We start from the raw sequence: 23,110 nt of genomic DNA on the forward strand, positions 1-23,110 counted from the left end.
CTCTATTAAATACAGAAAGGAAATGGCATATGAAATTAGTTATAGACGCAGGTCATGGTGGATACGATTCCGGTGCTGTTGGTAACGGTTTGCAAGAAAAAGATTTAACACTTCAAATTGCTAAGCGTGTTCGAGATATTTTACTTGCAAATTATACAATTAATATTAAGATGACACGCGATAGTGATGTCTTTATCCCGTTATCAGAACGTGCCAATATTGCTAATTCTTTCGGAGCAGATTACTTCATCTCATTTCATATTAATAGCGGCGGCGGAACAGGTTTTGAAAGTTATATTTATAATGGACTATCAGATAGTAGTTCTGCAGCAGCTAAACAACAAAAGATGCATGCGGCAGTTAATCCTGTTTTAACAAAATACGGTTTGCATGATCGTGGTGCGAAAAAGGCCAATTACGCAGTACTAAGGGAAACGACTATGGATGCATTATTAACAGAAACAGCATTTATTGATACAACCTTTGATGCAAATTTATTAAAAAATCCGCAGTTTATAGAAGATCTATGTCAAGCGTATGCAAAAGGAATCGCTGCAATTTTAGGGTTAACGGAAAACCAAAATCCTCCAAATCCAACTCCTCAAACAAAAGGGGTGGCATATATCCGTGGGCAGAACGTAAATTTAAGAAGCGGCCCATCAACATCATCCCCAGTAATTCGTCAGTTAAATTATCCAGAATCCTATGTAGTTTATCAAGAAAGTAACGGTTGGCTAGATTTAGGCGCAGGCCAATGGATATATAATGATCCATCATATATTGATTACGTGAAATACGGGAATAGTGATGGAAGCCCGATTGGAGTGGCAAATATTCTAGGAACGAACGTAAATTTAAGAAGTGGTCCATCGACATCATCATCAGTAATCCGTCAGTTAAATTATCCAGAATCCTATTTAGTATACGCAAACCCAAATGGTTGGCTAAACCTAGGAGGAAATCAGTGGATATATAATGATCCATCTTATATCAAATATAATCAATATTAAAATATAAAAAGATTATGAATAGAATCGAATAGTGCCCTGCCTCGAATGTCTTGCAGACAGAAGAATTTAGAGGGAGGGATTTTTTTGAGGAAATATATGCTAGAAAAGTTCTTTAAAATATATTGACAACATTTATTCAATACATTAACCTTTAAAATGTAAATGATAATCAATTTCATCTAGGAGGAAGTATGATTCGAACTAAAAATATCTTTATGCTCTGCATCGTAATGTTAATGGTTATGATTGCAGGGTGTGGCAAAGAAGAGAAGAAAGAAACGAATGAAGCAAAAGGAAAAGATTCGTATGTAATTAAGCATGCGATGGGAGAAACAACGATTACGGGGACACCTAAAAGAGTGGTTGTCCTAACAAATGAAGGCGCCGAGGCACTTTTAGCGGTCGGAGTTACACCGGTTGGTTCTACAAAACCAAGAGCTGGTGATGAATGGTATCCACATGTAGCGAAAGAATTGAAAGATACAAAAGTTGTAGGAACTGAGCGTGATGTTAACTTAGAGGCAATTATGAAACTAAAGCCTGATTTAATTATTGGGAATAAAATGCGTCATGAAAAAGTATATGAACAATTAAAAGAGATTGCACCTACTGTTTATGCTGAAACATTGCGCGGAGATTGGAAAGAAAACTTTACGTTATACACAAAAGCTGTAAATAAAGAAAAAGAAGGGCAAAAAGCTCTTGGTGATTATAAGAAGCGTATTGAAGGAATAAAAGAGAAACTAGGAGATAAAGTAGAATCTAAAGTTTCAATTATTCGATTCGTTCCAGGTGACGTTCGTATTTATCAAAAGAATTCATTCTCTGGTGTAGTGTTAAATGATATTGGATTTAAGCGACCACCACTTCAAGATAAGGATGATTTTGCGATAAAAGGTGTTACAAAAGAACAAATTCCGAATATGGATGGAGACTACTTATTCTATTTCACATCCGATAAAGATGCTAAGAAATCGAATGAAGGAAATACAATAGCGAAAGAATGGACAGAAGACCCACTCTTTAAACAGTTACAAGCTTCCAAAAATAATAAAGTATTTGAAGTAGATGAAGTTATTTGGAATACAGCTGGCGGCATTAAAGCTGCGAACCTTATGCTAGATGACATTGAAAAATACTTTTTGAAATAAGTAAAGTAGAGAAAAACACATCACTATTTAAAGGGTGATGTGTTTTTTTATATCTCAAATAACAGAAAATTCTTTCTGTTAAATAGGGAGAAGTTGTAAAATGGAATTAATAAAAGTAAAGGAGTGAAGAAATGATGAATGGTTCTCACAAAGATTGGATTTTGTTTAATGGTAAAATTGTAAATACCAAGGAAGAACAGCCAATGGTTGCATTAGAAGAGAGAGGTCTACAATTTGGGGATGGGATATATGAAGTATTTCGTTTATACAACGGGAAACCTCACTTGCTAGATTTACATTTAGAGCGATTTTTTAAATCTATGAAGGAAATTCATCTTGTTCCACCCTTTACAAAAGAAGAATTAATTCAGCAACTTCATCAATTAATTGAGAAAAATCAATTTCAAGAAGATGGTAATGTGTATATTCAAATTTCAAGAGGCGTGCAGCCGAGAAATCATATATACAAATCTCATTTAGAGCCAATGTACTTTGCAAATATTGTATCATTCCCAAGACCAATTACTACTATGGAAAAGGGTATCAAAGTAACAGTGGAAGAAGATATTCGCTGGAAATTTTGCCATATCAAATCTTTAAATCTACTACCTAATATTATGATTAAGAATAAAATTAATGAAGAAGGGTATCAAGAAGCAATATTAGTTCGAGATGGGATTGTAACAGAAGGGTGTCATTCAAATTTCTTTATTATAAAAAATAATAAGGTGATTACGCATCCTGCAGATCATTTTATTTTACATGGAATTACTCGTCATCATGTCATTTCATTAGCAAAAGCCCTACATATTGAAGTAGAAGAGCGCGAGTTTTCATTACAAGAAGTATACGAAGCAGATGAATGCTTTTTTACCGCAACACCTCTTGAAATATTTCCTGTCATTCAAATAGGAGCCGAGCAATTTGGTAATGGAGAAAGGGGGCCAGTTACGAAGCGGTTACAAGCTTCTTATGAGGAGAGTATTGCACCTTTTAAAGTTACTAATTGAACGTGAAAGGAAAGAGGAGCTGGTATTCTTCCAGCTTTTTTCTGTGGTATAATTGATCGTAAGGTGTGATTTCTGAAAACGCTATAAAAGGGGATTTTATGTATATGAAATATGAAGCATTTAAAGAAATAATTCACGGAAGACGAAGTGTCCGAAAATTCACAGAACAAGAAGTATCTGTTCGTGATATAGAAGAAATTATTGATTGTGCCCGTTACGCACCAAGTGATACGAATTCACAAACGTGGGAATTTATTGTCATTATGAATCGGGATAAAATTAAAAAAATTGAACAAATGACATGGGATGCTTTACATAAGTTGGCTGCACAAGCAACGGCAAAAGGTGAAGAAAAAGCAGGTAAATTACTTACACGTTCGTTTGGACCATATGCAACAGCTTTTTCTGATGCACCAGTTTTAATTGTATGCTTAGCTACACCATACGAATCTAAGTTTCGCGAAAAAATATTTGATCCGATTGACTTCGTTCCAAATTCAGTATGGGAAGAAGAAGGGATTAAGAGTAGCTGTTTAGCTGCGCAAAATTTAATGTTAGCAGCATATGCAAGAGGACTTGGGACTTGTCCAATGACAGGGCCTGTGTTATTGGCTCAAAATGAACTGCGACAATATTTACAAATTGAGCCTGAGAAACAAATCAATATGGTAATTTCACTTGGTTATCCGAAAGATCAAGCGAAAAAACTAGCGCGAAAAGAAGTTGAGGATATTACAAAGTTTATTTTTTAGAGTGCTGTGCGAAAAATTAGAAAAAGACATTGGTGCATCCAATGTCTTTTTCTAATTTTTCTAGAAGGGGATATTTTTTACTAATAATGGGGCTAAAATGAGGAATAAGAAGGAATTTCTAATTATTTCTTGAAAAAATTAATGATGTTAAAAAAGAAAATATGGTACAGTAATGATGAATAGAATGTTTGTTCACGGAAGTTTAAAAAAACTGAGCTTAGAACAGATAGTTATTTCTGTATAATAAATAAAGAATAAATTTACAGGGGGGATGAATTTTGAAAAAATTCATAATCGCTGGATCGTCTGCTTTGTTATTGGTTGGGTGTGGTGTCTCAAACGGAAAAGAAGAAACCCAGCCGATAAAAGAAGAACAAGTTGTGAATGCAAGTGAAGAGAGTGTAACGCCTTTTCCTGAGGGGACAATGCCGATTGGCGAGGGAAGAGTAAAAGTAATTACACCAGATGGCACTTCAGAGGGTGGGAATATACCAACTGTATTTGTAAAGAAAGACGCCCTCATTCAGCAAGTTGAATTAGAACTTACTCATTTTCAAAATGATAAAGAGACATTTGTATTCGTAGATAAAATATTTGAAGATAAACATCATGTTACTAACATGACGCAGACAACAGTAGAATTAAAACAAAGCACGTTAGAGACAGGCTATCATACAATAACGGCAGTTCAATTTGAAAATAATGATCCATCAGGAAAAGTTATTAATTTTGTGCAGGCTAAATTTGAAAATAAACCAGCGTTTTAAAATAGCTAACATGTTATGCATAATAAAAAGTACACTACTGAAAAAGTAGTGTACTTTTTGTTTTATCTGTTTTTCGTGAAATGGGATTGTCAAGCGAAAGGATCTTACTGGATGATAATAAAAAGTGCCATATTACCGACGTATTCCAATCGATATATCCAAATCAAATAAAAATGACAAATACCTGTATCTTATATATAAATGCTTCGTAGGGATTTGTTTGAAAATGTCGAATAAAATATATTGAGTCGTTAAAACTCGTTTTCTATTGTTTAGCGTGAAACAAGTAGGGAGGAGAATAAGTGATGAAGCGGGCGCTTATAAATATTGATTATACATATGATTTTGTAGCAGAAAATGGTGCTTTAACGTGTGGAAAGCCAGGGCAAGATATTGAAGAGCATCTTGTAGCGATTACGAAGGAGTATATTGAAAACGGAGATTATGTTGTGTTTACTATTGATAAACATGAAAAGAATGATTCCTATCATCCAGAGACACAATTATTTCCACCACATAATATAGCGGGTACAAAAGGAAGAGATTTATACGGAGAGTTGCAAGATCTGTATGAAAAATATCAAGATAATGAGAATGTATACTATATGGACAAAACACGTTATAGTGCTTTTGCTGGAACGGACTTAGAAATGAAATTAAGGGAAAGAGGAATACAGGAAGTGCACCTTGTTGGCGTATGTACGGATATTTGTGTTCTCCATACAGCGGTGGATGCCTATAATAAAGGGTTTCATATCGTTGTACACGAAAAAGCAGTGGCCTCTTTTAATGAACAAGGACATGAGTTTGCAATTGGGCACTTTAAGTCTTGTTTACATGCTACAGTGGAATGAAGAGAAATAAAAAATGAGAGTTATGTAAAAAAGACCTTTAAATAACAGGTCTTTTTTATATGTTCTGGTGTTCTATATGGATACAACTTGCTGTTGAATGAGCTTCTTAATAAATGGACTAATATTTTCTGGTAATTGATGCAAGCTGAAAAATTTAACTTCTAAAGATTCAATACCATCAGCTTGTAATACGCCACCTTTTATTTCTTTACACATATAAGCGATTGTGATGGGATAAAATTCATCACCGTTCGGTAATTTTACAAAAAACTCTTTTCCAGAAAAAACACTTACTAAATTAAGTTTCCCTATCTCAATGCCAGTTTCTTCGAAAACTTCACGTCTTCCTGCATCTTCTGCTGATTCACCTAATTCAATAAAACCACCAGGAACACCCCAAATATCACTTTGTCTTTTCTGAAGTAAAATTTGTCCTTGCTCATTTAGAACAGCAACAGTAACTCCTGCTAAATTAAGTGGATGTGGACCTACAATTTTACGTAAGTCTTCAATATACCCCATAGTGTTATCCTCCAAATGAAAATAGATTAGAAATTCCCAATTATGTATTCTATAGTGTATTACTGTATACCTTTCTACGATTTAACTTTTAATGCTGTGAAGAGACAATATACCTTTTAAATATTGAAATTTCACATGCCATACTATATTTAGATTGAAAAATACATGATTAAAATATCAAACAAATAATTCGACCCTTTTTGACTAATTAATTTAATAAAGACAGAAAGAGATCATCGTTCATTGATATCTATAAGAAGGAATAGAAAATGCGTAATATATTTCAAAAGCTAGTAAATCGTCAAAATGGTGTTGCTCAGTTTGGACTTTGATATTTTCTCTAAACCAATGAACATGAATAGTTTTAAAGTGGATGTTCCAAAGGATTCTGATCAATATGTTGTGCAAGCAGATTTACCAGGATTTCAAAAAGAAAACATTCAAGTCGATTTTGAAAGAGATGTATTTGTGGATCAAGAAAGAATTGCGGCAGCATTCAAAGACGGTGTTCTTACTGTCTCATTACCTAAACTGAAGCTGATGTATTTAGCTTCTTTTTTTGTTTGTAGTATTTAGAAATTTCTTAATGTTATAATGATAATTGGTGATGAACATGAATTATGATGAAAAGGAAATGCGGCGGTTAGAAGCATTGAAAGAAATTGCGGAGTTGTTAAATGAGGCAACTGATTTACAGGAAATGTTAGAGGAAGTATTACATACATTATTACAAGTGATGAATCTACAAACAGGCTGGGTATTTTTTATTGATGAAAAAGGAACGCACCGTATGCTTGTTGATAGGAATTTGCCTCCAGCACTCACATGGAATGAAAAAAAACCGATGTGTGAAGGGGATTGTTGGTGCGTGAATCGATTCGTAAATGGACGTTTAGAAAAGGCAACAAATATCATTGAGTGTAAGCGAATTGAAGATGCCATTGAATATAATTTGGGAGAGACGGAAGAGATTACACATCATGCGACGATTCCTCTTCGTGCTGGTAGCGAGAAGTTCGGTTTACTTAATGTTGCTTCCCCACATAAAACATATTTTTCAGAGGAAGAACTAGCCTTATTAGAAGCGATTGCATTCCAAATCGGAACAACAATACAACGAATTAAGTTAGTCGAGAAAGAGCGTAAATATGTAGTTGTAGCGGAGAGAAATCGACTTGCACGCGATTTACACGATTCGGTGAAACAATTGCTATTTTCTATAATGTTAACGGCTAGAGGTACTCTTGATATGACAAAGGATAAAGAATTGCAAGGTATGCTTAGTTATATAGGGGAATTATCGCAAGAAGCGCTAGAAGAGATGACATTATTAATTTGGCAATTACGACCAGAGGGATTAGAAAAAGGGCTGGCAGAAGCAGTGCAGAATTACGGAAAGTTATTAGGTATTCAAGTAACAATTCGAATTGATGGAGTTATTTCAATTGGTGATGAAATAGAAGAAGTGCTGTGGCGTATAAGTCAGGAAGCATTGCATAATTGTAAAAAACACGCTTCGTGTGAGAGAGTATCAGTTTACTTAAAAACAGAAAATAGTAAGTTGAACTTTCAAATTGAAGATGACGGCATTGGGTTTGTTAAAGAAAAAGTTAGAGATTCAGCGCTTGGTTTAAAAAGTATGGAAGAACGAATTGAACTATTGAAAGGAACATTTCGAATAAGAACGAAGCTAGGACAGGGAACAAAGATTGAGATTCAATTACCGGTTTGAAAGGGAGAAGTTCATTGAAAATTAAACTATTACTTGTAGAGGATCATCATATCGTTAGGAGAGGGCTTGTATTCTTCTTAAAAACGAAAGAGGAATTTGAAATAATAGGAGAAGCAGAGAATGGGGAAGAGGCGTTAGAGTTGATTCGAAAAGAAAGGCCAGATGTAGTATTAATGGATTTATCAATGCCAAAGATGGATGGGATTGAAGCGACAAAACGTTTGAAACAATATGACGCCACAATTAAAATACTTATGTTAAGTAGCTTCTCAGAGCAAGATTATGTTCTTCCGGCACTAGAAGCGGGCGCGGATGGCTATCAACTAAAAGAAGTACAGCCAGATCAACTGGTTGCTTCTATTATCGCTGTATATCAAGGAAATGCGAATCTTCATCCGAAAGTAACTCCTGCTTTGTTAGGAAGACCAGTAGTGAAAGAGGAAAAGCAGGATAGTTTATTTATGCTGACAAAAAGAGAAAAAGAAGTACTTTGTGAAATTGCGAAAGGAAGAAGTAATAAAGAAATAGCAGCAGAGCTTTATATTACAGAACAGACTGTAAAAACACATGTTTCAAATGTACTTGCGAAATTGCAGGTAGATGATCGGACACAAGCTGCGTTGTATGCTGTGAAGCATGGGGGTGTATAGGAAGGACCTATTATGGGAGAAGAAGTTATATTACAAGCGTCTTCTCCAGTTAGTGCAATGTCAATGTTCATGCGTTATCGTTCTCAAAAAGATGATACATTCCACGGAAAAGTTGCTTCAGCACTCCGAAATCAGTTTGGCGGACATGCTGTTGTGAAGAATGGTTAATTGATATATCAAGAACTCATACAAAAGTATGAGTTCGTTTTTTAACTTTCATACTATTTTCTCAAAGCTTTTCCCTCTTTTTGTTGATTTTCGCATAGAATATTCTGATATTATAGAGGTAGAACTTAAAACAAAGGAGAGAAACACACATGAAATTAGTCGTAATTAACGGAACACCACGTAAGTTTGGGAGAACTCGTGTCATTGCAAAATATATTGCAGAGCAATTTGCAGGGGAATTATATGATTTAGCAACAGAACAGTTGCCTTTATATAATGGGGAAGAATCACAACGAGAATTAGAAGCAGTAACGAAATTGAAAAAATTAGTAAAAGAAGCTGATGGTGTAATCCTTTGCACACCTGAGTATCATAATGCAATGAGCGGTGCGCTAAAAAACGCATTAGACTTCTTAAGCAGCAGTGAATTTGTCCATAAACCAGTTGCTCTATTGGCAGTTGCAGGCGGTGGAAAAGGCGGTATAAACGCACTTAATAGTATGCGTATTGTCGCGCGAGGCGTATATGCGAATGCAATTCCAAAGCAAGTTGTATTAGACGGTTTATACGTGCAAGATGGTGAGCTCAGTGAGGACGCAAAACCATTAATTCATGATCTTTTCAAAGAGTTAAAAGCATATATGAGCGTGTATAATGAAGTGAAAAAGCAATTAGGGGTGGAATGATAAGCGTTTGCTTTGTTACGAATCTTAAGATGAGTTTTTAGGAGTTAATGGTCAATTGTCCATTGGCTCTTAGGTAAATATGAAAACGATACCATTAAAACTGGTTGCAGATTCATAATATAAACGAATGAGTAGTTTGCTAAATTTATCGTATTGATTGAAAACACGGTGGGGGAATGAGGATGATTACACATTTTTCAGAGCTGAAATTACAGACAGTATCTATTCAGGGGGTAGAACAAGTATATGCAAAACGTCTTGGAATTCCAATTTTATCAAAAACAAATAAACAAATAAGTTTTAAATTAACTCCATATGTTTCATTAGTTTTTGAAGAATCATATGAACCACTTTCTCCTGCTCATTTTGCTTTTCAAGTACCATTTTCAAAGTTCTATGAAACAGTAAAGTGGATTCAAGAATCAGGTTTGCTTATTGTAAGGTGGGAAGACGGTCATGAAATTGACGAAGAGGATGGTCGATTAAATTTATATTTTCGTGATGGAGATGGAAATCTTCTTGAAATTATTGCACATAAATATATTGAAGAAGATGTTTTAATTCCATACACACCTTTGAACATTTTGTACTTAAGAGAAGTAGGATGCCCAGTAAAAAGTGTGCCAGTATATAGAGAGTGGCTAAAATCCAATTTATTTATGAAAACATTTGAAGATGGTGAAATATTTAACTTTGTAGTTGGTGGTACGGCTCATGTTGTTGCAAGTTGGAAAGGAAGACCTTGGATTCCAATTGCAATGAAAACTTTGCCGCCGAAAATGCATATTTCATTTGGGACGCCGAGTCTTGAGTTCATTCAAATGGTCCAGAAACATCTAAGAGGAAGCGATGTACCATTTCATTTTCATAATAATGAAATATCGTTTGTTCAAGAAGGATATTCTTTTTCTATACAATATACGCCTCATTTTAAAGCTGATATTCCTAAAAAGTTGAACTTACCACTTTCTATTTAAGTGGTATTTTTTGAGTTGTTATTATTGATGTGATTTTAAAAGGGATTAACCTAAAAACAGGTATTTTGATGTGAGTTCAAAATACCTGATGCTTAATTATTACATTAATGATTCGGATACGTCTTTTTCAAAAAATTTATAGATTGTTTGATTAGCACTTTTAGCACATTAATATCAATGTCTGCTACTTTATTAATGTATACACACGATTTCCCAGATGTATGTTTTCCAAAGTCCTTTAATAGGTTTTCTCGCTCAGGATCACCAGTTGCGAAGTATAAACTAATCTTGGCTTTTCGGGGTGAAAAGCCTACTAATGGCGCATCCCCTTCATGACCAGATGCATATTTATAATGATATGTACCAAATCCAATTATGCTTGGACCCCACATTTTTGCTGGATAACCAGTTGTTTCAGTAAATATATCTAATAACTGATATGCGTCTTCTCGTTTTTTTAGGCTGTCAACATTTTCAATAAACTCGATTACACTATTGTTGGTTTCTGTTGTTTTGAGTTTGTACATAAAAGAATCCCCCCTTTTTAGATATAGGTTTTATCGCATATTTCATTATAATACATAGTTTGAATCAAAGTTACAGAATCTCTTGTATTCTTAAAAGAAATAAAAACTTTTGAATAAAAATTTAATTTCTATTTTCATCAAAAAATAACACAAAATTATTTCATTTCATTTAACTTCTCTTTTTTTCTAAGTAAATCGGTTTTTGTTATATCTCTAGAAATAATAAATAAAAATAAGTTAACCAAGACTAAAATGACATCTATACAAATGACCCAAGAATCACTTTTTATAAAAGAATTAGTCATAACCAATATTAATAAGCTAATTCCTGAAATTAAACGTATTTTGTTTTGTCCTATTTTCAACATAAAATCATCTCCTTTTCACTATATTACAATATTCTTGTTGTATTTAATATATATCAAATTATAAACAGGTAATGAATGCACTAAATGTAACCTTTTATCCCGAATAAACGAGAAGGAATATCCTCACCTCAAGATGCAGAGAGAAACAAGGAAGTTGGGTGGAAGATCGACTACACGTAAAAGCCCGATTGGTTCAACTAACCAACAGTTGGGGATGAAGCGCCCCTACTGTTGGAAGTTTCACTTTCTTTTGATACCCCAAAAATATTCTTGAAATAAGGAGAAACTTCCAATAAAACCATTGTATGACGAGAGAGAAAATACAAAATCTATAAAGGAACCATATAAAAAGAGGATGTGAAACAAAATGGGAAAAACAAAAGCGTTAGGATCAGCGAAACATAAAGGGAATCAAACTCAGTGCCATACATCTTCTAAAAAAGGGCGTAATGCTCAAAACGCAGGACAACGCAGTCACTAAAAAATACTTCTGTCTCCCTTTCTTTTTCTATATAATATAAAGAAAGGGAGTGTAAGCTTATATATGAACAAATGGATACTATTTATTATCTTATTATTTCCACCATTATGCATTGTGTATATGACATATCGAATGAAAAAAGTTGCTTATGAAAAAGTAAGTGATAACGCTCCATATGTATTAATTTTAGGTGCAAAATTATTTGGGGATAAACCTTCTTTATCTCTTCAAAATCGGTTAGATGTAGCTTTAATGTATTTAAATTCTCATCCGGAAACAAAAGTAATTGTATCTGGGGGACAAGGTGAGGATGAGGATATTCCTGAAGCTCACAGCATGCGAAATTATTTAATACAACATGGAATTGAAGATGGACGTATTTTCATTGAAGATCGTTCGACAAGTACTTATGAAAATCTAAAGTTTAGCATGGAATTATATCATGTAACGCACGCGGTGGTTGTAAGTAATACATATCATCTATATCGAACAAAAATTATTGCTAAACGTTTAGGTATGCAAATGGAATCACTTGCAGCACCAACGCCAAAGCGCTCAAAGAAGAAAGCTTATATACGTGAATATGCAGCAATTATTAAAACAACATTATTCGACCATTAGAGCTCAAGTAAGAGCTCTTTTTTCATGAATAAAAAGCGTATCATTTGAAAAGAAGATAAGATTCTATCAGAATGAAAGAAATGATAATAAGGGAGTTGTATTTGTGATTCGATTTGAACACGTTTCAAAGGTGTACAATGGAACGAAAGTGGTAGACTCGTTGCATTTAGAAATTAAAAAAGGGGAGTTTTTTGTCCTCATAGGTCCGAGTGGTTGCGGAAAAACGACCACGATGAAAATGATTAATCGTTTAATTGAAACGACAGAAGGCTCAATTTCTATCGATGGAAAAGATATTCAAGAATACAATATTCATGAATTACGTTGGGACATTGGGTACGTTCTGCAACAGATTGCCTTGTTTCCTCATATGACAATTGCCGAAAATATTGCGATTGTACCTGAAATGAGAAAATGGAGTAAAGAAAAAGTTCGGGAGCGTGTGGATGAGTTACTTGATATGGTTGGATTAGATCCAGATGTGTACAGAAATCGTATGCCTGATGAATTATCTGGTGGACAAAAGCAGCGTGTAGGAGTTGTAAGAGCACTAGCTGCCAACCCGAAAATTGTTCTGATGGATGAACCATTTAGTGCGCTAGATCCATTAAGCCGAGAACAGTTGCAAAAGGATATTGTAAAATTGCAGAAAAAAATCCAAAAAACCATTGTGTTCGTGACACATGATATGCAAGAAGCGTTAACACTTGGTGATCGAATTTGTGTGATGAAAAAAGGGAAGATCGTTCAATTAGATACACCAGAAGGAATCATACATAGTCCCGTAAATGATTTTGTAGAAGAATTTATTGGAAATCGTGTGCGCCCTTGGTATGAAGGAAAGAGCATAGAAGATGTGTTGCCATTTGTGAGTGATAAACAAGTAGAAAATGATGTTATACCTCTATCGACAAATGCTTCACTGCAAGAAGCTTTGATTCGTTTGGAAGCAGAAGAAACTGTTCCAATTGAAAGAGATGGACAATGCATTGGGACATTAACAAGCCATCATATTGTGGCATATTTAGCTGGACAAATGAAGGAGATGGGGTAAATCGTGTCTGCATTATTACAAACGTTTCAAGAACGAAAGTTAGAATTACTTCGCGCTCTTATTGAACACCTTCAAATTTCACTTATTTCTTTATTTTTTGCAGTAATGATTGCCGTTCCGCTAGGCATTTTGTTAACGCGTCGAGAGAGAATTGCTGAATTCATTATAGGAACATCTGCAGTTATGCAAACAATTCCGTCATTGGCTTTACTAGGGCTTTTAATTCCGCTAGTTGGTATTGGAAAGGTGCCAGCAATTATCGCGTTAGTTGTATACGCGTTATTGCCAATTTTACGAAATACATATACGGGAATCCGTAAGTTAGATCCATCGCTTATTGAAGCAGCAAGAGCGATGGGAATGAACAGTTTTCGAAGGTTATGGAGAATAGAACTTCCACTCGCATTACCGATTATAATGGCTGGAATTCGTACAGCGATGGTACTAATTGTCGGAACAGCTACGTTAGCTGCTTTAATAGGGGCTGGGGGGCTTGGAAAACTTATTTTACTCGGTATAGATCGAAATGATCATGCTCTTATCGTATTAGGGGCTGTACCAGCCGCGTTGTTAGCTTTATTCTTTGACGGTGTACTTCGGATGTTTGAAAGCACTAGACGATCTCCTAAGCGATTTATAATGGCAATATGTATCATTATGGTTGTTATAGCTGCACCATTTTTAGGGAATACGCAAAAGAAGGATATCGTAATTGCTGGGAAGCTTGGGTCTGAACCAGAAATTTTAATACAAATGTATAAACAACTGATCGAACAAGATACTGATTTATCTGTAGAGCTTAAACCTGGGCTTGGGAAAACTGCATTTGTTTTTGAAGCTTTAAAATCGGGAGAAATTGATATGTACCCTGAATTCTCAGGGACTGCATTATCTACTTTTGTAAAAGAAGAACCAAAGAGTACAAATCGCAAAGAGGTATATGAACAAGCGCGCCAGGGGATGGAAAAGAAATATCAAATGGTGATGCTAAAGCCGATGGAATATAACAATACATATGCGCTTGCAATGCCGAGAGATATTGCAGAGCAATATAATGTAAAAACAATCTCAGATTTACGAAATGTTGCAGCAAATGTTAAGGCTGGATTTACATTAGAATTTGCAGATAGGGAAGATGGATATAAAGGGATGCAAAAGGTATATAACTTCCAGTTTCCAAATGTTAAAACGATGGAACCGAAGTTACGTTATAGTGCAATAGAATCTGGTGATGTTACTGTCATTGATGCTTATTCTACGGATAGTGAACTTGAGCAATATGAATTGCAAGTACTAGAAGATGATAAAGGATTGTTTCCACCGTATCAAGGAGCTCCATTGTTAAGAAAAGAGACACTTGAAAAGTATCCTGAACTTGAGAAGACATTAAATAAACTTGCTGGGAAAATCTCAGATGAAGATATGAGAAAAATGAATTATGAAGTAAATGTAAATGGTAAAAGTGCAGAAAAAGTAGCGAGGCAATTTTTAGAAAAAGAGGAGTTAATTCATTAATATTTACAAGAAATATACAATTTAATGATTGAAAATCGACCGTTCGTAATAAAATGAACGGTTTTTTTGTGCATACTTATACATTTTTTCAAAAAAGTATTCCCTTTTTGCTGATTTTCTTTTAGAATAAGTAATGTTTTCCTGAAAAAATATAATAGAAACGTCTATTAGAGAAAAAGGTGACTTTAATAGTTGAATGGATAAACATAACGCCTAGAATGACAGATGGGGTGGTACCAATAGAAAAGAAATTAGGATTTTTTCCATTAATTGCATTAGTAGTAGGAACAATGGTTGGCGGGGGTGTTTTTAGTTTACCGCATGATTTAGCAGTAGGCGCAAATAGTGGCGCAACGATAATTGGATGGTGTATTACGGCAATGGGAATGATTCCGCTTGCACTTGTATACCAAACGTTAGCAAGACAAAAACCAGAACTTGAAGGTGGGATTTATAGTTATGCACGTGCAGGGTTTGGTGAATATGTCGGTTTTAATAGTGCATGGGGCTACTGGCTTGCAGGGATTTTAGGAAACGTAGCTACGATTATGTTATTGTTTAGTACACTTGGATATTTTTTCCCTATTTTTAAAGGAGGAAACAACGTTGCATCCATCGTTGGTGCATCTCTATTATTATGGACACTTCACTTCCTTATTTTAATTGGAATTCGTGAAGCGTCTATTATGAACTTTATTGCAACAATTGGAAAACTTGTTCCGATTTTATTATTTATTGTCGTTATGATTACAGCGTTTCGCTGGGATACATTTACACATGATTTTTGGGGAGAGGGAAGTATTTCTATTTCTTCTGTCCTTGGTCAAGTGAAAAATACGATGCTTGTTACACTTTGGGTATTTATTGGTGTAGAAGGGGCAGTCGTATTATCTGGAAGGGCAAAAAACAGCAGGGATGTTGGAAAAGCAACGGTTGTTGGATTGATTTTAGTTATGTCCATCTATATTTTAATCTCAGTTCTGTCCATGGGAGCTATGACAAGACAAGAGCTTTCCGTGCTAGAAACGCCGTCAATGGGCCATGTATTAGAGCATGTTGTTGGACCATGGGGTGCAATTGCAATTAATATCGGATTGGTTGCTTCACTTATTGGGACATTAATTGGTTGGTTCTTACTCGTTTCTGAAATTTCACACGTAGCAGGGAAAGATGGCGTATTTCCAAAAGTATTTACGAAGACAAATAAAAAGCAGACACCACATGTTGCATTATGGATTTCAAATGGTGTGGCACAGACTTTGTTTATTATTGTATTGTTTTCGGAATCAACGTATCAAATGATGTATTTTATCGCATCTACATCTATTTTACTTCCGTACTTATTATCAGCACTTTATCAGTTGAAATTAGTTGTAACGAAGGAATTGAAACGGGCAAGACTGAAAAATGGAGTACTGGCTTTAATTGCCGCACTATACTCTGTATGGCTGATTTATGCAGCAGGTTTAAAAAACTTATTACTTGTCTCAATCGTATATGGTATTGGACTTGTTGTTTATGTGTTTGCTCGAAAGGAAAAAGGAAATCGCTGTTTTTCTGGCATGGAGAGATATGTCATGGTTGTAATCGTGATTGCAGCGGTAGTATCGCTTTATATGCTTGTAACAGGTAATATAGAAATGTAAAAAAGTCCTTCTGAAGGACTTTTTTCTTTGTATACAAGGAATTTTAGTTTATTTACAGAATATCTAATATATAAGATGTTTAGGAGGGATGAGAATGGAAGAAAAAGAGCAGCTGTTAAGAATTGTGGAATTGGCAAGTGATTTACGAAAAGTATTAGTGCAAGAATCATTTTTTAATCATCATCCCGAACTACGTGGAGTAATTGAGAATTTAGCTAGTTCTGTTGAGACCTTAGCAAGCCTGCAGCAGAATAAAGATGAAAATGCGGAGGATAAATTACGATACGTACTTGCTAAAATGAAAATTTCTTACAATGCGATTATGCAGGAGAAAAAAGCTTTTCCTTCTTAAATATAAATTTTATTTTTTAAAACCTGACGGAGTACGTCGGGTTTTTTTGTTTCTAGTTTTCTTTTGCAGTTCATACAATAAAAATAGTATGAAAAAAGAAGGTGAGTATAGTGAAGCTACATAAAGCTCTCCACCCAAGTTTTATAAAACGGATGTATCATATGAGGTTTCTTGGGAAATTTGTTGAAAGTCAGGAGGAAAATAAAGATACTTTTTCTGTACAATGTCTTTCACAAATCCCATCTGTTTTGAAATCACAATTTGAAAGTGAAACGTATTTGTTTGAAGGGCTATATGCCAACAAAAAAAATGAGAGAATATTTGCGGACTTAAAGAAAAAAAGGTTAGAAAGACAAATAGTATTGTTTCGACTTTATTATGAAAGAGGGCATTTGTACGTTGAATTAATATGTACAGAGCAACGGGAAATTGCGAATGCATATAAAATCATCCCATCGCCAAGATTAGCCGAGTATAAAAAGAGAGATTCGTTAGAGCGAAAACTAGGGAATGGATTTTTATCTTTTCTTATTCCTAAATTTCCACACGATTTTGAAGTACCACAGTTGTTATGGTGTGAAGGAAGATTATATGGGAATTTATCTTTAAAATCATCCATTAGTTCAATCGCGTATTGCGAACAAAAAAAAGAATGTAAATATATCGAAATGGATGATTGGACCAAATATATAGAAGTGAAAGCGGATGATCATTTGTATTTTGTTCGAGAAAATATGTATGATCAGCTTCTAAAGAAAATTCTAGAAGAGGGAAAAAAGGTGGAAGTAGTGGACATAAAAGTGCAAAAAGAAGAAACAGAATGGAATGAGCGTGAATCTACATTTATACAATATGTACAGGATGTCATCAATAATAAAGACTTGTATTTAGATGCAACGGATATTTTTAATTTTCATATTAGTGTAAAAACAAATCTATTAACAATTCTTGCTGGAATCCCAGGAATCGGAAAATCACGTTTGGTGCAGGCATATGCAGAAGCATTAGGATTAACATATGGGGAAGAATTGTTATGGATTCCGATTTCTCCATCTTATCAAGAACCACACGATATACTAGGCTATCTTCATCCAAATGGAACATATATCGAGAGTGAAACGAAATTAATTCGAACATTATTAAAAGCGAATGAGAATCCGAATCAACTTTATATGATTGTATTTGATGAAATGAATATGTCACATATTGAGCATTGGTTTACACCATTTTTATCTATTCTTCAATTAGAAAAGAAAAATCGTATTCTTTCTTTATATGAGGAAAGGACTGGGATAGAGAATATAGTTCCATCCAAAATTGAAATTGGTGAAAATATTATTTTTATCGGGACTGTGAATTTTGATGAAACAACGAAAGAGTTATCGGATCGCTTATTAGATCGGGCAAATCTCATTACGCTTCAAAAAATTCCATTTTGCGAAATCAATCTGCAGCAAAATAAAGGGACACAAATTCCGCCCTTACAAGTGACAACCGGAGAATTTCGTCTAAATTGGTTACGAAATAAAGAGATGATGGATGTGTTTTCGGAAGAAGAATTAGAGTTATTAGATAAATTACATGATTTAATATCATCACATGACGCATCGAAAGGCGTTTCTTTTCGATGTGCTGCTGCGATTGCAACTTATTTGCAAAACATTCCCCAAAAAGATACTCAATCATATATGATTAGCCGAGAAGAAGGTTTTGATTTACAAGTGAAACAACGTATTTTAACAAAATTACGAGGTACGGAAGTGACGATTGGTTCACTTCTTCGTGATGATGAGAAAAAAGGACGATCGTTAGTAGCGTTATTACAATCTCCACTTGCAAATTGTGTCTCCGCATTCGAACATTCTCTAGCTTATATAAGGCAAAAACGGCGTGAATTGGAGTTGTATGGGTATGCGAAATGAGGAGCAGCACGAGACGGAAATTGTAGACACAAATGATAAGCTCCCGTTTGTATTAAAATTAATTATTGGAACAGAGGGAAAGGGAGACTTTGTATTTCTGAATCGCCTTTGTAAATACACGACAACAATGACACATTGTGTTTATAAAGTACAAGAATTAAAAGCATTACGTTTGATGTTACATTATCAAAAACCAGTCCGTGTCACTTTTGTATGGAATAAAGTGTATGAAGGGCAAAAAGGTAAGAAAGAATGGCAATATGAATTGCATGAAAAAAAACAAAAAGTATTATTATATGAACATGGAAAAACAGATTTTTTTTATCCATGGCGCTGCGGCTTGTATCATTTCGAGGTGCAAGTGGAAGAAGATGTATATTATGGAGCGTTTCAAATTGTCCCCAAAAATTTTTTGGATGATCAATTTGAAATGATTCAAAATTATGTAAAATCAATTTTAAATGAAATTATGTTAGACCGTGGTTATTATAAAAAGACATTTTCAACACTAATTGATATTGAAGATTCTTCTTATTTAATGTTACTTCGCATGCTGCCACAAAAAATGAGAAAAATAAAACAGCTCTATAAAAAGGTTGAAGAGAACACGAAGTATATAGATAGATATGATTGGGAGGTACGAGAACGAAAAGCAACGATGAAAAGTGTAATAATGAGGGAGAAAAAGCTGGCTGCTAAGTATTATAATCGTAGATTTATCGAACAAACAAATAGTTTAGAGAATGCCTTTTTAAAATTTACAACGAAACAATTTTATCAATATTTGCTTGAAGCGCAGGCTTTCTTACACAAAACAATTGAAATACTAGAAGGAGTAATACATACTAAAAAAGAGGAATTCCAATCTGTGAAAATAATTATGCATACCATTGAAAGAAACGGATCTGTAACGGACAGGGAGAAGCAAAAATATCGAAATATTCATTTGTTAAAAGAGGCAGACTTGCGGAAAGCATCTGTGAAAATACAAGAGTATAAAATTTTAAATCATATTGTACACCAATCTATACTGTACTTTCAAAATTTGTTGAATTCTTCATTTTGGAGAGGGATTTCTGAAAAAACAAATATAACTATGCATGCTTTACCTGTTACACATCGGCAACTATTATATCATTTAGAAGTTCTACCACGTTATAATCAACAATCTCCAGCATTATTATTTGTTTATAAACCAACGTTTTTAGTGTATGAGTATTATGCATTCTTCATCATCATTTCTATATTGCAACAATTAAAATTTAAAGATGATATTCCACTTCGCGAACAAATTCAAACTTATTTTTACTTAGATGGTTTACAAGACGGTACGACAATTGTTTTAAATCGTGAAAATATCCAAATACATGTAGCGTTTAATGACCTTATTGAAACACATCCACTCATTGCACTTAGTAAAGGTAGCCATTTTTATAATGGAGAGGACACGAAAAAACCAGACATTCGTTTAGATTGTTATGTGAAACAAGGAGAGCGCTATGAGTACCAGTCTTCTATTATTATTGAAGTGAAATATAGCCCCATGTTTAATATTTTTCAGCCCGTAGGCAATACAAAAGCAACAGAACAGATGTATAAATATTGGTCTATTAAATATGTAGAAGAACAGGATGGAAAACATATTTTTCACCGAAGGGCGATCCATGAAGTGATTTGTGTATACCCAGGCAGTCATATGCATGGGAAGAAAATAGAAGCAGGTTGCGGAATCTTTCTGCAATTATATCCATATAAAACAAAGCAAGGAGAAGAAAAATTAGCTGGAAAGCATGGTCTTGTGCAAATTTTTGAGAAATGGCTAAAAACGGTAGTAACATAAAAAGACGGCACTGAAAAAGGGATTGCTTTGAAAAAATAACGTGCATTGTCTCGGTATGTTGAAAAATAAAGGGGTTCGTCGCCTGTATATAGTGGGTAATGGGCTCCTATTTCTTATGAAGTGGACTTTTTATGTAGGTGAAGTGAATTTGTGTATTTTATATGAAATGTTACACATACACTTAATAAGTAAAGAGAGTCCAGCATAAATATAAAGCATTTTTTATTCTTGTAAAAATTTTTTATAAGTCTAAAACTTGAATAGGAGAACATTTTATTTTATAGAATATGTAATGAAGTAGTGAATAGTTTTAGGTTGCATACGAAGGTTTGTTCTTATATGATAGATAGTGAAAGCGTTATCAAAAACTAGAACGGCGATGGGAAAGGCGGGAAAATATGTTCCAGCGTGTTCAAACAAAGGAAGAACATTTTTGGTTCGAGCAACTGTGGGGAGATTTTTGTGAAGAGAGAGATTTAATGTTTGTAGAGCGTAATTTAAATCCATCACGATTTTTATTAATAGAAGGCGGGCAATATATCGGTACAGTAGAATGTATTCGATATACGACACCTGAACAATCTAATTCTGAGTTTTTTTATCCGTTTTCTAAAAATGAGTTGGTGAAAGGATTAAAAAATGTTTATGAAATTGGAAAGTTAAGTATTGCGAAAACGTCGCGTGGAAGAGGGCATTTCAAAAGGTTAACAGCTATTTTATTTATACATGCTTTGGAAATGAAAGCTGAGTGGTATATTGCTGTTGTTACAAAAAGAATGTATATGTATTTACTTACACTAGGGTTTCCAATTGAACCAATTGATGACCCATTTCCTTTTCATGATGCATTACAGGGGGTGCCTGTTCGAATTCATGCTCGAAAAGGAGTAACGCATTTGTATTCTTTAAAAGAATTTCGGGATATTATTCAAGGGAATGCTCATGCACAGGCATTAATCAAAGAAAACAGTAAAAACATTATGTTAACAAGGTGAAGTGTCACAAATTTTTACAAATTATTGTGATTGATATCACATCCTTTTTTCTTCATGTATATTACGCTTTAGTTGTAATGATTGATTAGGAGAGGGTGGGATGATATGTTTTGCTATCAATGTGAACAAACGCCAACAGGCGGATGTAAAGTAATGGGTGTTTGCGGGAAGAATGAAACAATTGCAAGTTTACAAGATACAATTGTGTTTGGATTAAAAGGAATTGCGGCTTATCGTACCCATGCTGCACAGCTTGGGTATACAGATCAGTTTGTGGACGCTACGACTCATGAAGCGTTATATATGACATTAACAAATTCTAACTTTAATGAACAAGAACATATTGATATGGCTATGAAAGTTGGGAAATCAGCTTTACGGATAATGGAACTGTTAGATGAGGCACATACGAATCATTTTGGTGTTCCAGAGCCTGTTCAAATTACACAAAACCGTGTAGAAGGTAAGGCAATTGTTGTTACTGGCCATAATCTATTTGCATTAGAGGAATTATTAAGGCAAACAGAAGGAAAAGGAATTAATATTTATACTCATTCGGAAATGCTACCAGCGCATGGGTATCCACAGCTAAAAAAATATAAACATTTAAAAGGAAATATTGGTAAGGCATGGTATGATCAGCGACGCCTCTTTGAAAAGTTTACTGGTGCAATATTGGCTACAACGAACTGTGTTATGCCAATTAAAGGATCGTATTCTGATCGCTTCTTTTCATATGATATTGCAGGTCTTGAGGGTGTAGAGAAAATTGAAAATGATGATTTTGCACCATTGATTCATAAAGCGCTAGAACTTCCAGAAGTACATATGGAGTCGGAGGAACAGCTGGTAACAGGTTTTCATCATAATACAGTATTATCATTAGCACCAGAAATCATTCAAGCGGTAAGAGAAGGGGAAATTAAGCGTTTCTTTGTTATTGCAGGTTGTGATGCGCCAGGTAAAGCTGGAGAGTACTATCGTGAATTAGCAATGTCACTTCCGCAAGAAACAGTTATATTAACGACATCGTGCGGGAAATTCCGCTTTAATGATGTGAATTATGGTGTTGTACCAGGTACGGAAATTCCACGTTACATTGACTTAGGGCAATGTAATAATTCTATATCTACAATAAAAATAGCAGCTGCTTTAGCTGATGCCTTTCAATGTGAAGTGAATGAATTGCCAGTTAGTATTGTTTTATCGTGGTTTGAACAAAAAGCGGTTGCGATTTTACTTGGGTTATTTAGTCTCGGGATTCAAGATATTCGTATTGGTCCAAAGGCACCTGAATTTATTTCACCTGGTGTGCTTGATGTATTACAAGAAACGTTTGGTTTAAAACTTATTACAACTGCAGCAGAAGATATGAATATGATGTTATCGTAACAAAAAGGATGTCTTGTAATGAGACATCCTTTTTGTATAAAGTGACCTTTCCATCAGTGAAGCGCTTTATTCTTAGTACCGATAAGAATAAGTAAAAAAGCGCATGAAAATTGACCGG

General features: G+C 34.5%; 22 protein-coding genes and 2 pseudogenes. 21 read left to right on the forward strand and 3 right to left on the reverse strand.

The annotated features are described in order from the left end of the window. The first annotated feature begins 29 nt into the window (after nt 1-29). From QRY57_RS12580 to QRY57_RS12605, 6 genes are all read left to right on the forward strand, one after another. Entirely contained in the window at nt 30-1,010 is a 981-nt protein-coding gene (locus QRY57_RS12580) for an N-acetylmuramoyl-L-alanine amidase (protein ID WP_286017610.1), read from the forward strand. Between the two features lie 191 nt (nt 1,011-1,201). Continuing rightward, a complete protein-coding gene (locus tag QRY57_RS12585; RefSeq protein WP_026594306.1) occupies nt 1,202-2,161 on the forward strand; it encodes an ABC transporter substrate-binding protein in 960 nt (319 codons plus the stop codon). Nucleotides 2,162-2,295: 134 nt separating this feature from the next. Then, nucleotides 2,296-3,171 (forward strand): D-amino-acid transaminase, encoded by an 876-nt coding sequence (gene dat / locus QRY57_RS12590; protein WP_286017849.1) that lies wholly within the window; start codon nt 2,296-2,298, stop codon nt 3,169-3,171. Nucleotides 3,172-3,275: 104 nt separating this feature from the next. Beyond that, nucleotides 3,276-3,923 (forward strand): nitroreductase family protein, encoded by a 648-nt coding sequence (locus tag QRY57_RS12595; protein ID WP_286017611.1) that lies wholly within the window; start codon nt 3,276-3,278, stop codon nt 3,921-3,923. A gap of 278 nt (nt 3,924-4,201) precedes the next feature. Then, on the forward strand, nt 4,202-4,690 hold the full coding sequence (locus tag QRY57_RS12600; protein WP_286017612.1) for a hypothetical protein: 489 nt from the start codon (nt 4,202-4,204) through the stop codon (nt 4,688-4,690). Between the two features lie 305 nt (nt 4,691-4,995). Continuing rightward, nucleotides 4,996-5,544, forward strand: a complete 549-nt coding sequence (locus QRY57_RS12605) for a cysteine hydrolase family protein (RefSeq protein WP_286017850.1) — start codon at nt 4,996-4,998, stop codon at nt 5,542-5,544. A gap of 72 nt (nt 5,545-5,616) precedes the next feature. Here the strand turns inward: QRY57_RS12605 and QRY57_RS12610 are convergent, their stop codons facing one another. Next, entirely contained in the window at nt 5,617-6,066 is a 450-nt protein-coding gene (locus QRY57_RS12610; protein ID WP_286017613.1) for an NUDIX hydrolase, read from the reverse strand. A gap of 269 nt (nt 6,067-6,335) precedes the next feature. Between QRY57_RS12610 and QRY57_RS12615 the strand changes: the two are divergent. From QRY57_RS12615 to QRY57_RS12640, 6 genes and pseudogenes are all read left to right on the forward strand, one after another. Continuing rightward, a pseudogene (locus tag QRY57_RS12615) lies at nt 6,336-6,642 on the forward strand (alpha-crystallin domain-containing protein). Between the two features lie 37 nt (nt 6,643-6,679). Next, a complete protein-coding gene (locus QRY57_RS12620; protein ID WP_286017614.1) occupies nt 6,680-7,798 on the forward strand; it encodes a GAF domain-containing sensor histidine kinase in 1,119 nt (372 codons plus the stop codon). Between the two features lie 14 nt (nt 7,799-7,812). Continuing rightward, nucleotides 7,813-8,448, forward strand: a complete 636-nt coding sequence (locus QRY57_RS12625) for a response regulator (RefSeq protein ID WP_286017615.1) — start codon at nt 7,813-7,815, stop codon at nt 8,446-8,448. A gap of 30 nt (nt 8,449-8,478) precedes the next feature. Further along, nucleotides 8,479-8,616 (forward strand): annotated as a pseudogene (locus tag QRY57_RS12630) (phosphogluconate dehydrogenase (NAD(+)-dependent, decarboxylating)); the annotation flags it as partial. 149 nt (nt 8,617-8,765) lie between these two features. Then, nucleotides 8,766-9,302 carry an NADPH-dependent FMN reductase gene (locus QRY57_RS12635; RefSeq protein WP_286017616.1) on the forward strand — a complete coding sequence of 179 codons (537 nt, stop codon included), beginning with the start codon at nt 8,766-8,768 and terminating at the stop codon, nt 9,300-9,302. Nucleotides 9,303-9,484: 182 nt separating this feature from the next. Then, the gene (locus QRY57_RS12640; RefSeq protein ID WP_286017617.1) at nt 9,485-10,279 is read left to right on the forward strand and encodes a VOC family protein; all 795 of its coding nucleotides are present in this window, start codon (nt 9,485-9,487) and stop codon (nt 10,277-10,279) included. 104 nt (nt 10,280-10,383) lie between these two features. On the opposite strand, the gene QRY57_RS12645 is transcribed toward QRY57_RS12640, so the two are convergent. Both QRY57_RS12645 and QRY57_RS12650 read right to left on the reverse strand, forming a co-directional pair. Beyond that, a complete protein-coding gene (locus tag QRY57_RS12645; RefSeq protein WP_090689156.1) occupies nt 10,384-10,806 on the reverse strand; it encodes a DUF1801 domain-containing protein in 423 nt (140 codons plus the stop codon). A 155-nt stretch (nt 10,807-10,961) separates the two neighbouring features. Next, nucleotides 10,962-11,174 carry a hypothetical protein gene (locus QRY57_RS12650; RefSeq protein ID WP_286017618.1) on the reverse strand — a complete coding sequence of 71 codons (213 nt, stop codon included), beginning with the start codon at nt 11,172-11,174 and terminating at the stop codon, nt 10,962-10,964. Between the two features lie 544 nt (nt 11,175-11,718). Here QRY57_RS12650 and QRY57_RS12655 point away from each other — a divergent pair. The 9 genes from QRY57_RS12655 (at nt 11,719) to hcp (ending at nt 22,992) form a co-directional block, all read left to right on the forward strand. After that, the gene (locus tag QRY57_RS12655) at nt 11,719-12,276 is read left to right on the forward strand and encodes a YdcF family protein (protein ID WP_098302505.1); all 558 of its coding nucleotides are present in this window, start codon (nt 11,719-11,721) and stop codon (nt 12,274-12,276) included. Between the two features lie 103 nt (nt 12,277-12,379). Further along, the gene (locus QRY57_RS12660) at nt 12,380-13,330 is read left to right on the forward strand and encodes an ABC transporter ATP-binding protein (RefSeq protein WP_286017619.1); all 951 of its coding nucleotides are present in this window, start codon (nt 12,380-12,382) and stop codon (nt 13,328-13,330) included. Between the two features lie 3 nt (nt 13,331-13,333). Then, nucleotides 13,334-14,845 carry an ABC transporter permease/substrate-binding protein gene (locus QRY57_RS12665; RefSeq protein ID WP_286017620.1) on the forward strand — a complete coding sequence of 504 codons (1,512 nt, stop codon included), beginning with the start codon at nt 13,334-13,336 and terminating at the stop codon, nt 14,843-14,845. A gap of 218 nt (nt 14,846-15,063) precedes the next feature. After that, a complete protein-coding gene (gene arcD / locus QRY57_RS12670) occupies nt 15,064-16,491 on the forward strand; it encodes an arginine-ornithine antiporter (RefSeq protein WP_286017851.1) in 1,428 nt (475 codons plus the stop codon). A 94-nt stretch (nt 16,492-16,585) separates the two neighbouring features. Next, the gene (locus QRY57_RS12675) at nt 16,586-16,843 is read left to right on the forward strand and encodes a LemA domain protein (protein WP_286017621.1); all 258 of its coding nucleotides are present in this window, start codon (nt 16,586-16,588) and stop codon (nt 16,841-16,843) included. A 110-nt stretch (nt 16,844-16,953) separates the two neighbouring features. Continuing rightward, the gene (locus QRY57_RS12680; protein ID WP_286017622.1) at nt 16,954-18,765 is read left to right on the forward strand and encodes an McrB family protein; all 1,812 of its coding nucleotides are present in this window, start codon (nt 16,954-16,956) and stop codon (nt 18,763-18,765) included. Next, complete coding sequence (locus tag QRY57_RS12685; protein ID WP_286017623.1) at nt 18,755-20,605, forward strand: hypothetical protein; 1,851 nt, start codon at nt 18,755-18,757, stop codon at nt 20,603-20,605. Before QRY57_RS12680 ends, QRY57_RS12685 begins: the two co-directional genes overlap by 11 nt. A gap of 398 nt (nt 20,606-21,003) precedes the next feature. Then, nucleotides 21,004-21,600, forward strand: coding sequence for a hypothetical protein (locus tag QRY57_RS12690; protein WP_026594325.1), 597 nt, complete (start codon nt 21,004-21,006; stop codon nt 21,598-21,600). 105 nt (nt 21,601-21,705) lie between these two features. Next, nucleotides 21,706-22,992: a hydroxylamine reductase gene (gene hcp / locus QRY57_RS12695; RefSeq protein ID WP_286017624.1), complete on the forward strand. Its 1,287-nt coding sequence runs from the start codon at nt 21,706-21,708 to the stop codon at nt 22,990-22,992. The last annotated feature ends 118 nt before the right edge of the window (nt 22,993-23,110 follow it).

The sequence above is a fragment of the Bacillus arachidis genome (assembly GCF_030285945.1).
GTDB lineage: Bacteria > Bacillota > Bacilli > Bacillales > Bacillaceae_G > Bacillus_A > Bacillus_A arachidis.

Bases quoted from the DNA above. Each gene is read 5' to 3' on its own strand.
- QRY57_RS12580 (WP_286017610.1), top strand. From the start codon at position 30: ATGAAATTAGTTATAGACGCAGGTCATGGTGGATACGATTCCGGTGCT.
- QRY57_RS12585 (WP_026594306.1), top strand. From the start codon at position 1,202: ATGATTCGAACTAAAAATATCTTTATGCTCTGCATCGTAATGTTAATG.
- dat (WP_286017849.1), top strand. From the start codon at position 2,296: ATGAATGGTTCTCACAAAGATTGGATTTTGTTTAATGGTAAAATTGTA.
- QRY57_RS12595 (WP_286017611.1), top strand. From the start codon at position 3,276: ATGAAATATGAAGCATTTAAAGAAATAATTCACGGAAGACGAAGTGTC.
- QRY57_RS12605 (WP_286017850.1), top strand. From the start codon at position 4,996: ATGAAGCGGGCGCTTATAAATATTGATTATACATATGATTTTGTAGCA.
- QRY57_RS12610 (WP_286017613.1), bottom strand. From the start codon at position 6,066: ATGGGGTATATTGAAGACTTACGTAAAATTGTAGGTCCACATCCACTT.
- QRY57_RS12620 (WP_286017614.1), top strand. From the start codon at position 6,680: ATGAATTATGATGAAAAGGAAATGCGGCGGTTAGAAGCATTGAAAGAA.
- QRY57_RS12635 (WP_286017616.1), top strand. From the start codon at position 8,766: ATGAAATTAGTCGTAATTAACGGAACACCACGTAAGTTTGGGAGAACT.
- QRY57_RS12640 (WP_286017617.1), top strand. From the start codon at position 9,485: ATGATTACACATTTTTCAGAGCTGAAATTACAGACAGTATCTATTCAG.
- QRY57_RS12645 (WP_090689156.1), bottom strand. From the start codon at position 10,806: ATGTACAAACTCAAAACAACAGAAACCAACAATAGTGTAATCGAGTTT.
- QRY57_RS12650 (WP_286017618.1), bottom strand. From the start codon at position 11,174: ATGTTGAAAATAGGACAAAACAAAATACGTTTAATTTCAGGAATTAGC.
- QRY57_RS12655 (WP_098302505.1), top strand. From the start codon at position 11,719: ATGAACAAATGGATACTATTTATTATCTTATTATTTCCACCATTATGC.
- arcD (WP_286017851.1), top strand. From the start codon at position 15,064: ATGACAGATGGGGTGGTACCAATAGAAAAGAAATTAGGATTTTTTCCA.
- QRY57_RS12675 (WP_286017621.1), top strand. From the start codon at position 16,586: ATGGAAGAAAAAGAGCAGCTGTTAAGAATTGTGGAATTGGCAAGTGAT.
- QRY57_RS12685 (WP_286017623.1), top strand. From the start codon at position 18,755: ATGCGAAATGAGGAGCAGCACGAGACGGAAATTGTAGACACAAATGAT.
- QRY57_RS12690 (WP_026594325.1), top strand. From the start codon at position 21,004: ATGTTCCAGCGTGTTCAAACAAAGGAAGAACATTTTTGGTTCGAGCAA.
- hcp (WP_286017624.1), top strand. From the start codon at position 21,706: ATGTTTTGCTATCAATGTGAACAAACGCCAACAGGCGGATGTAAAGTA.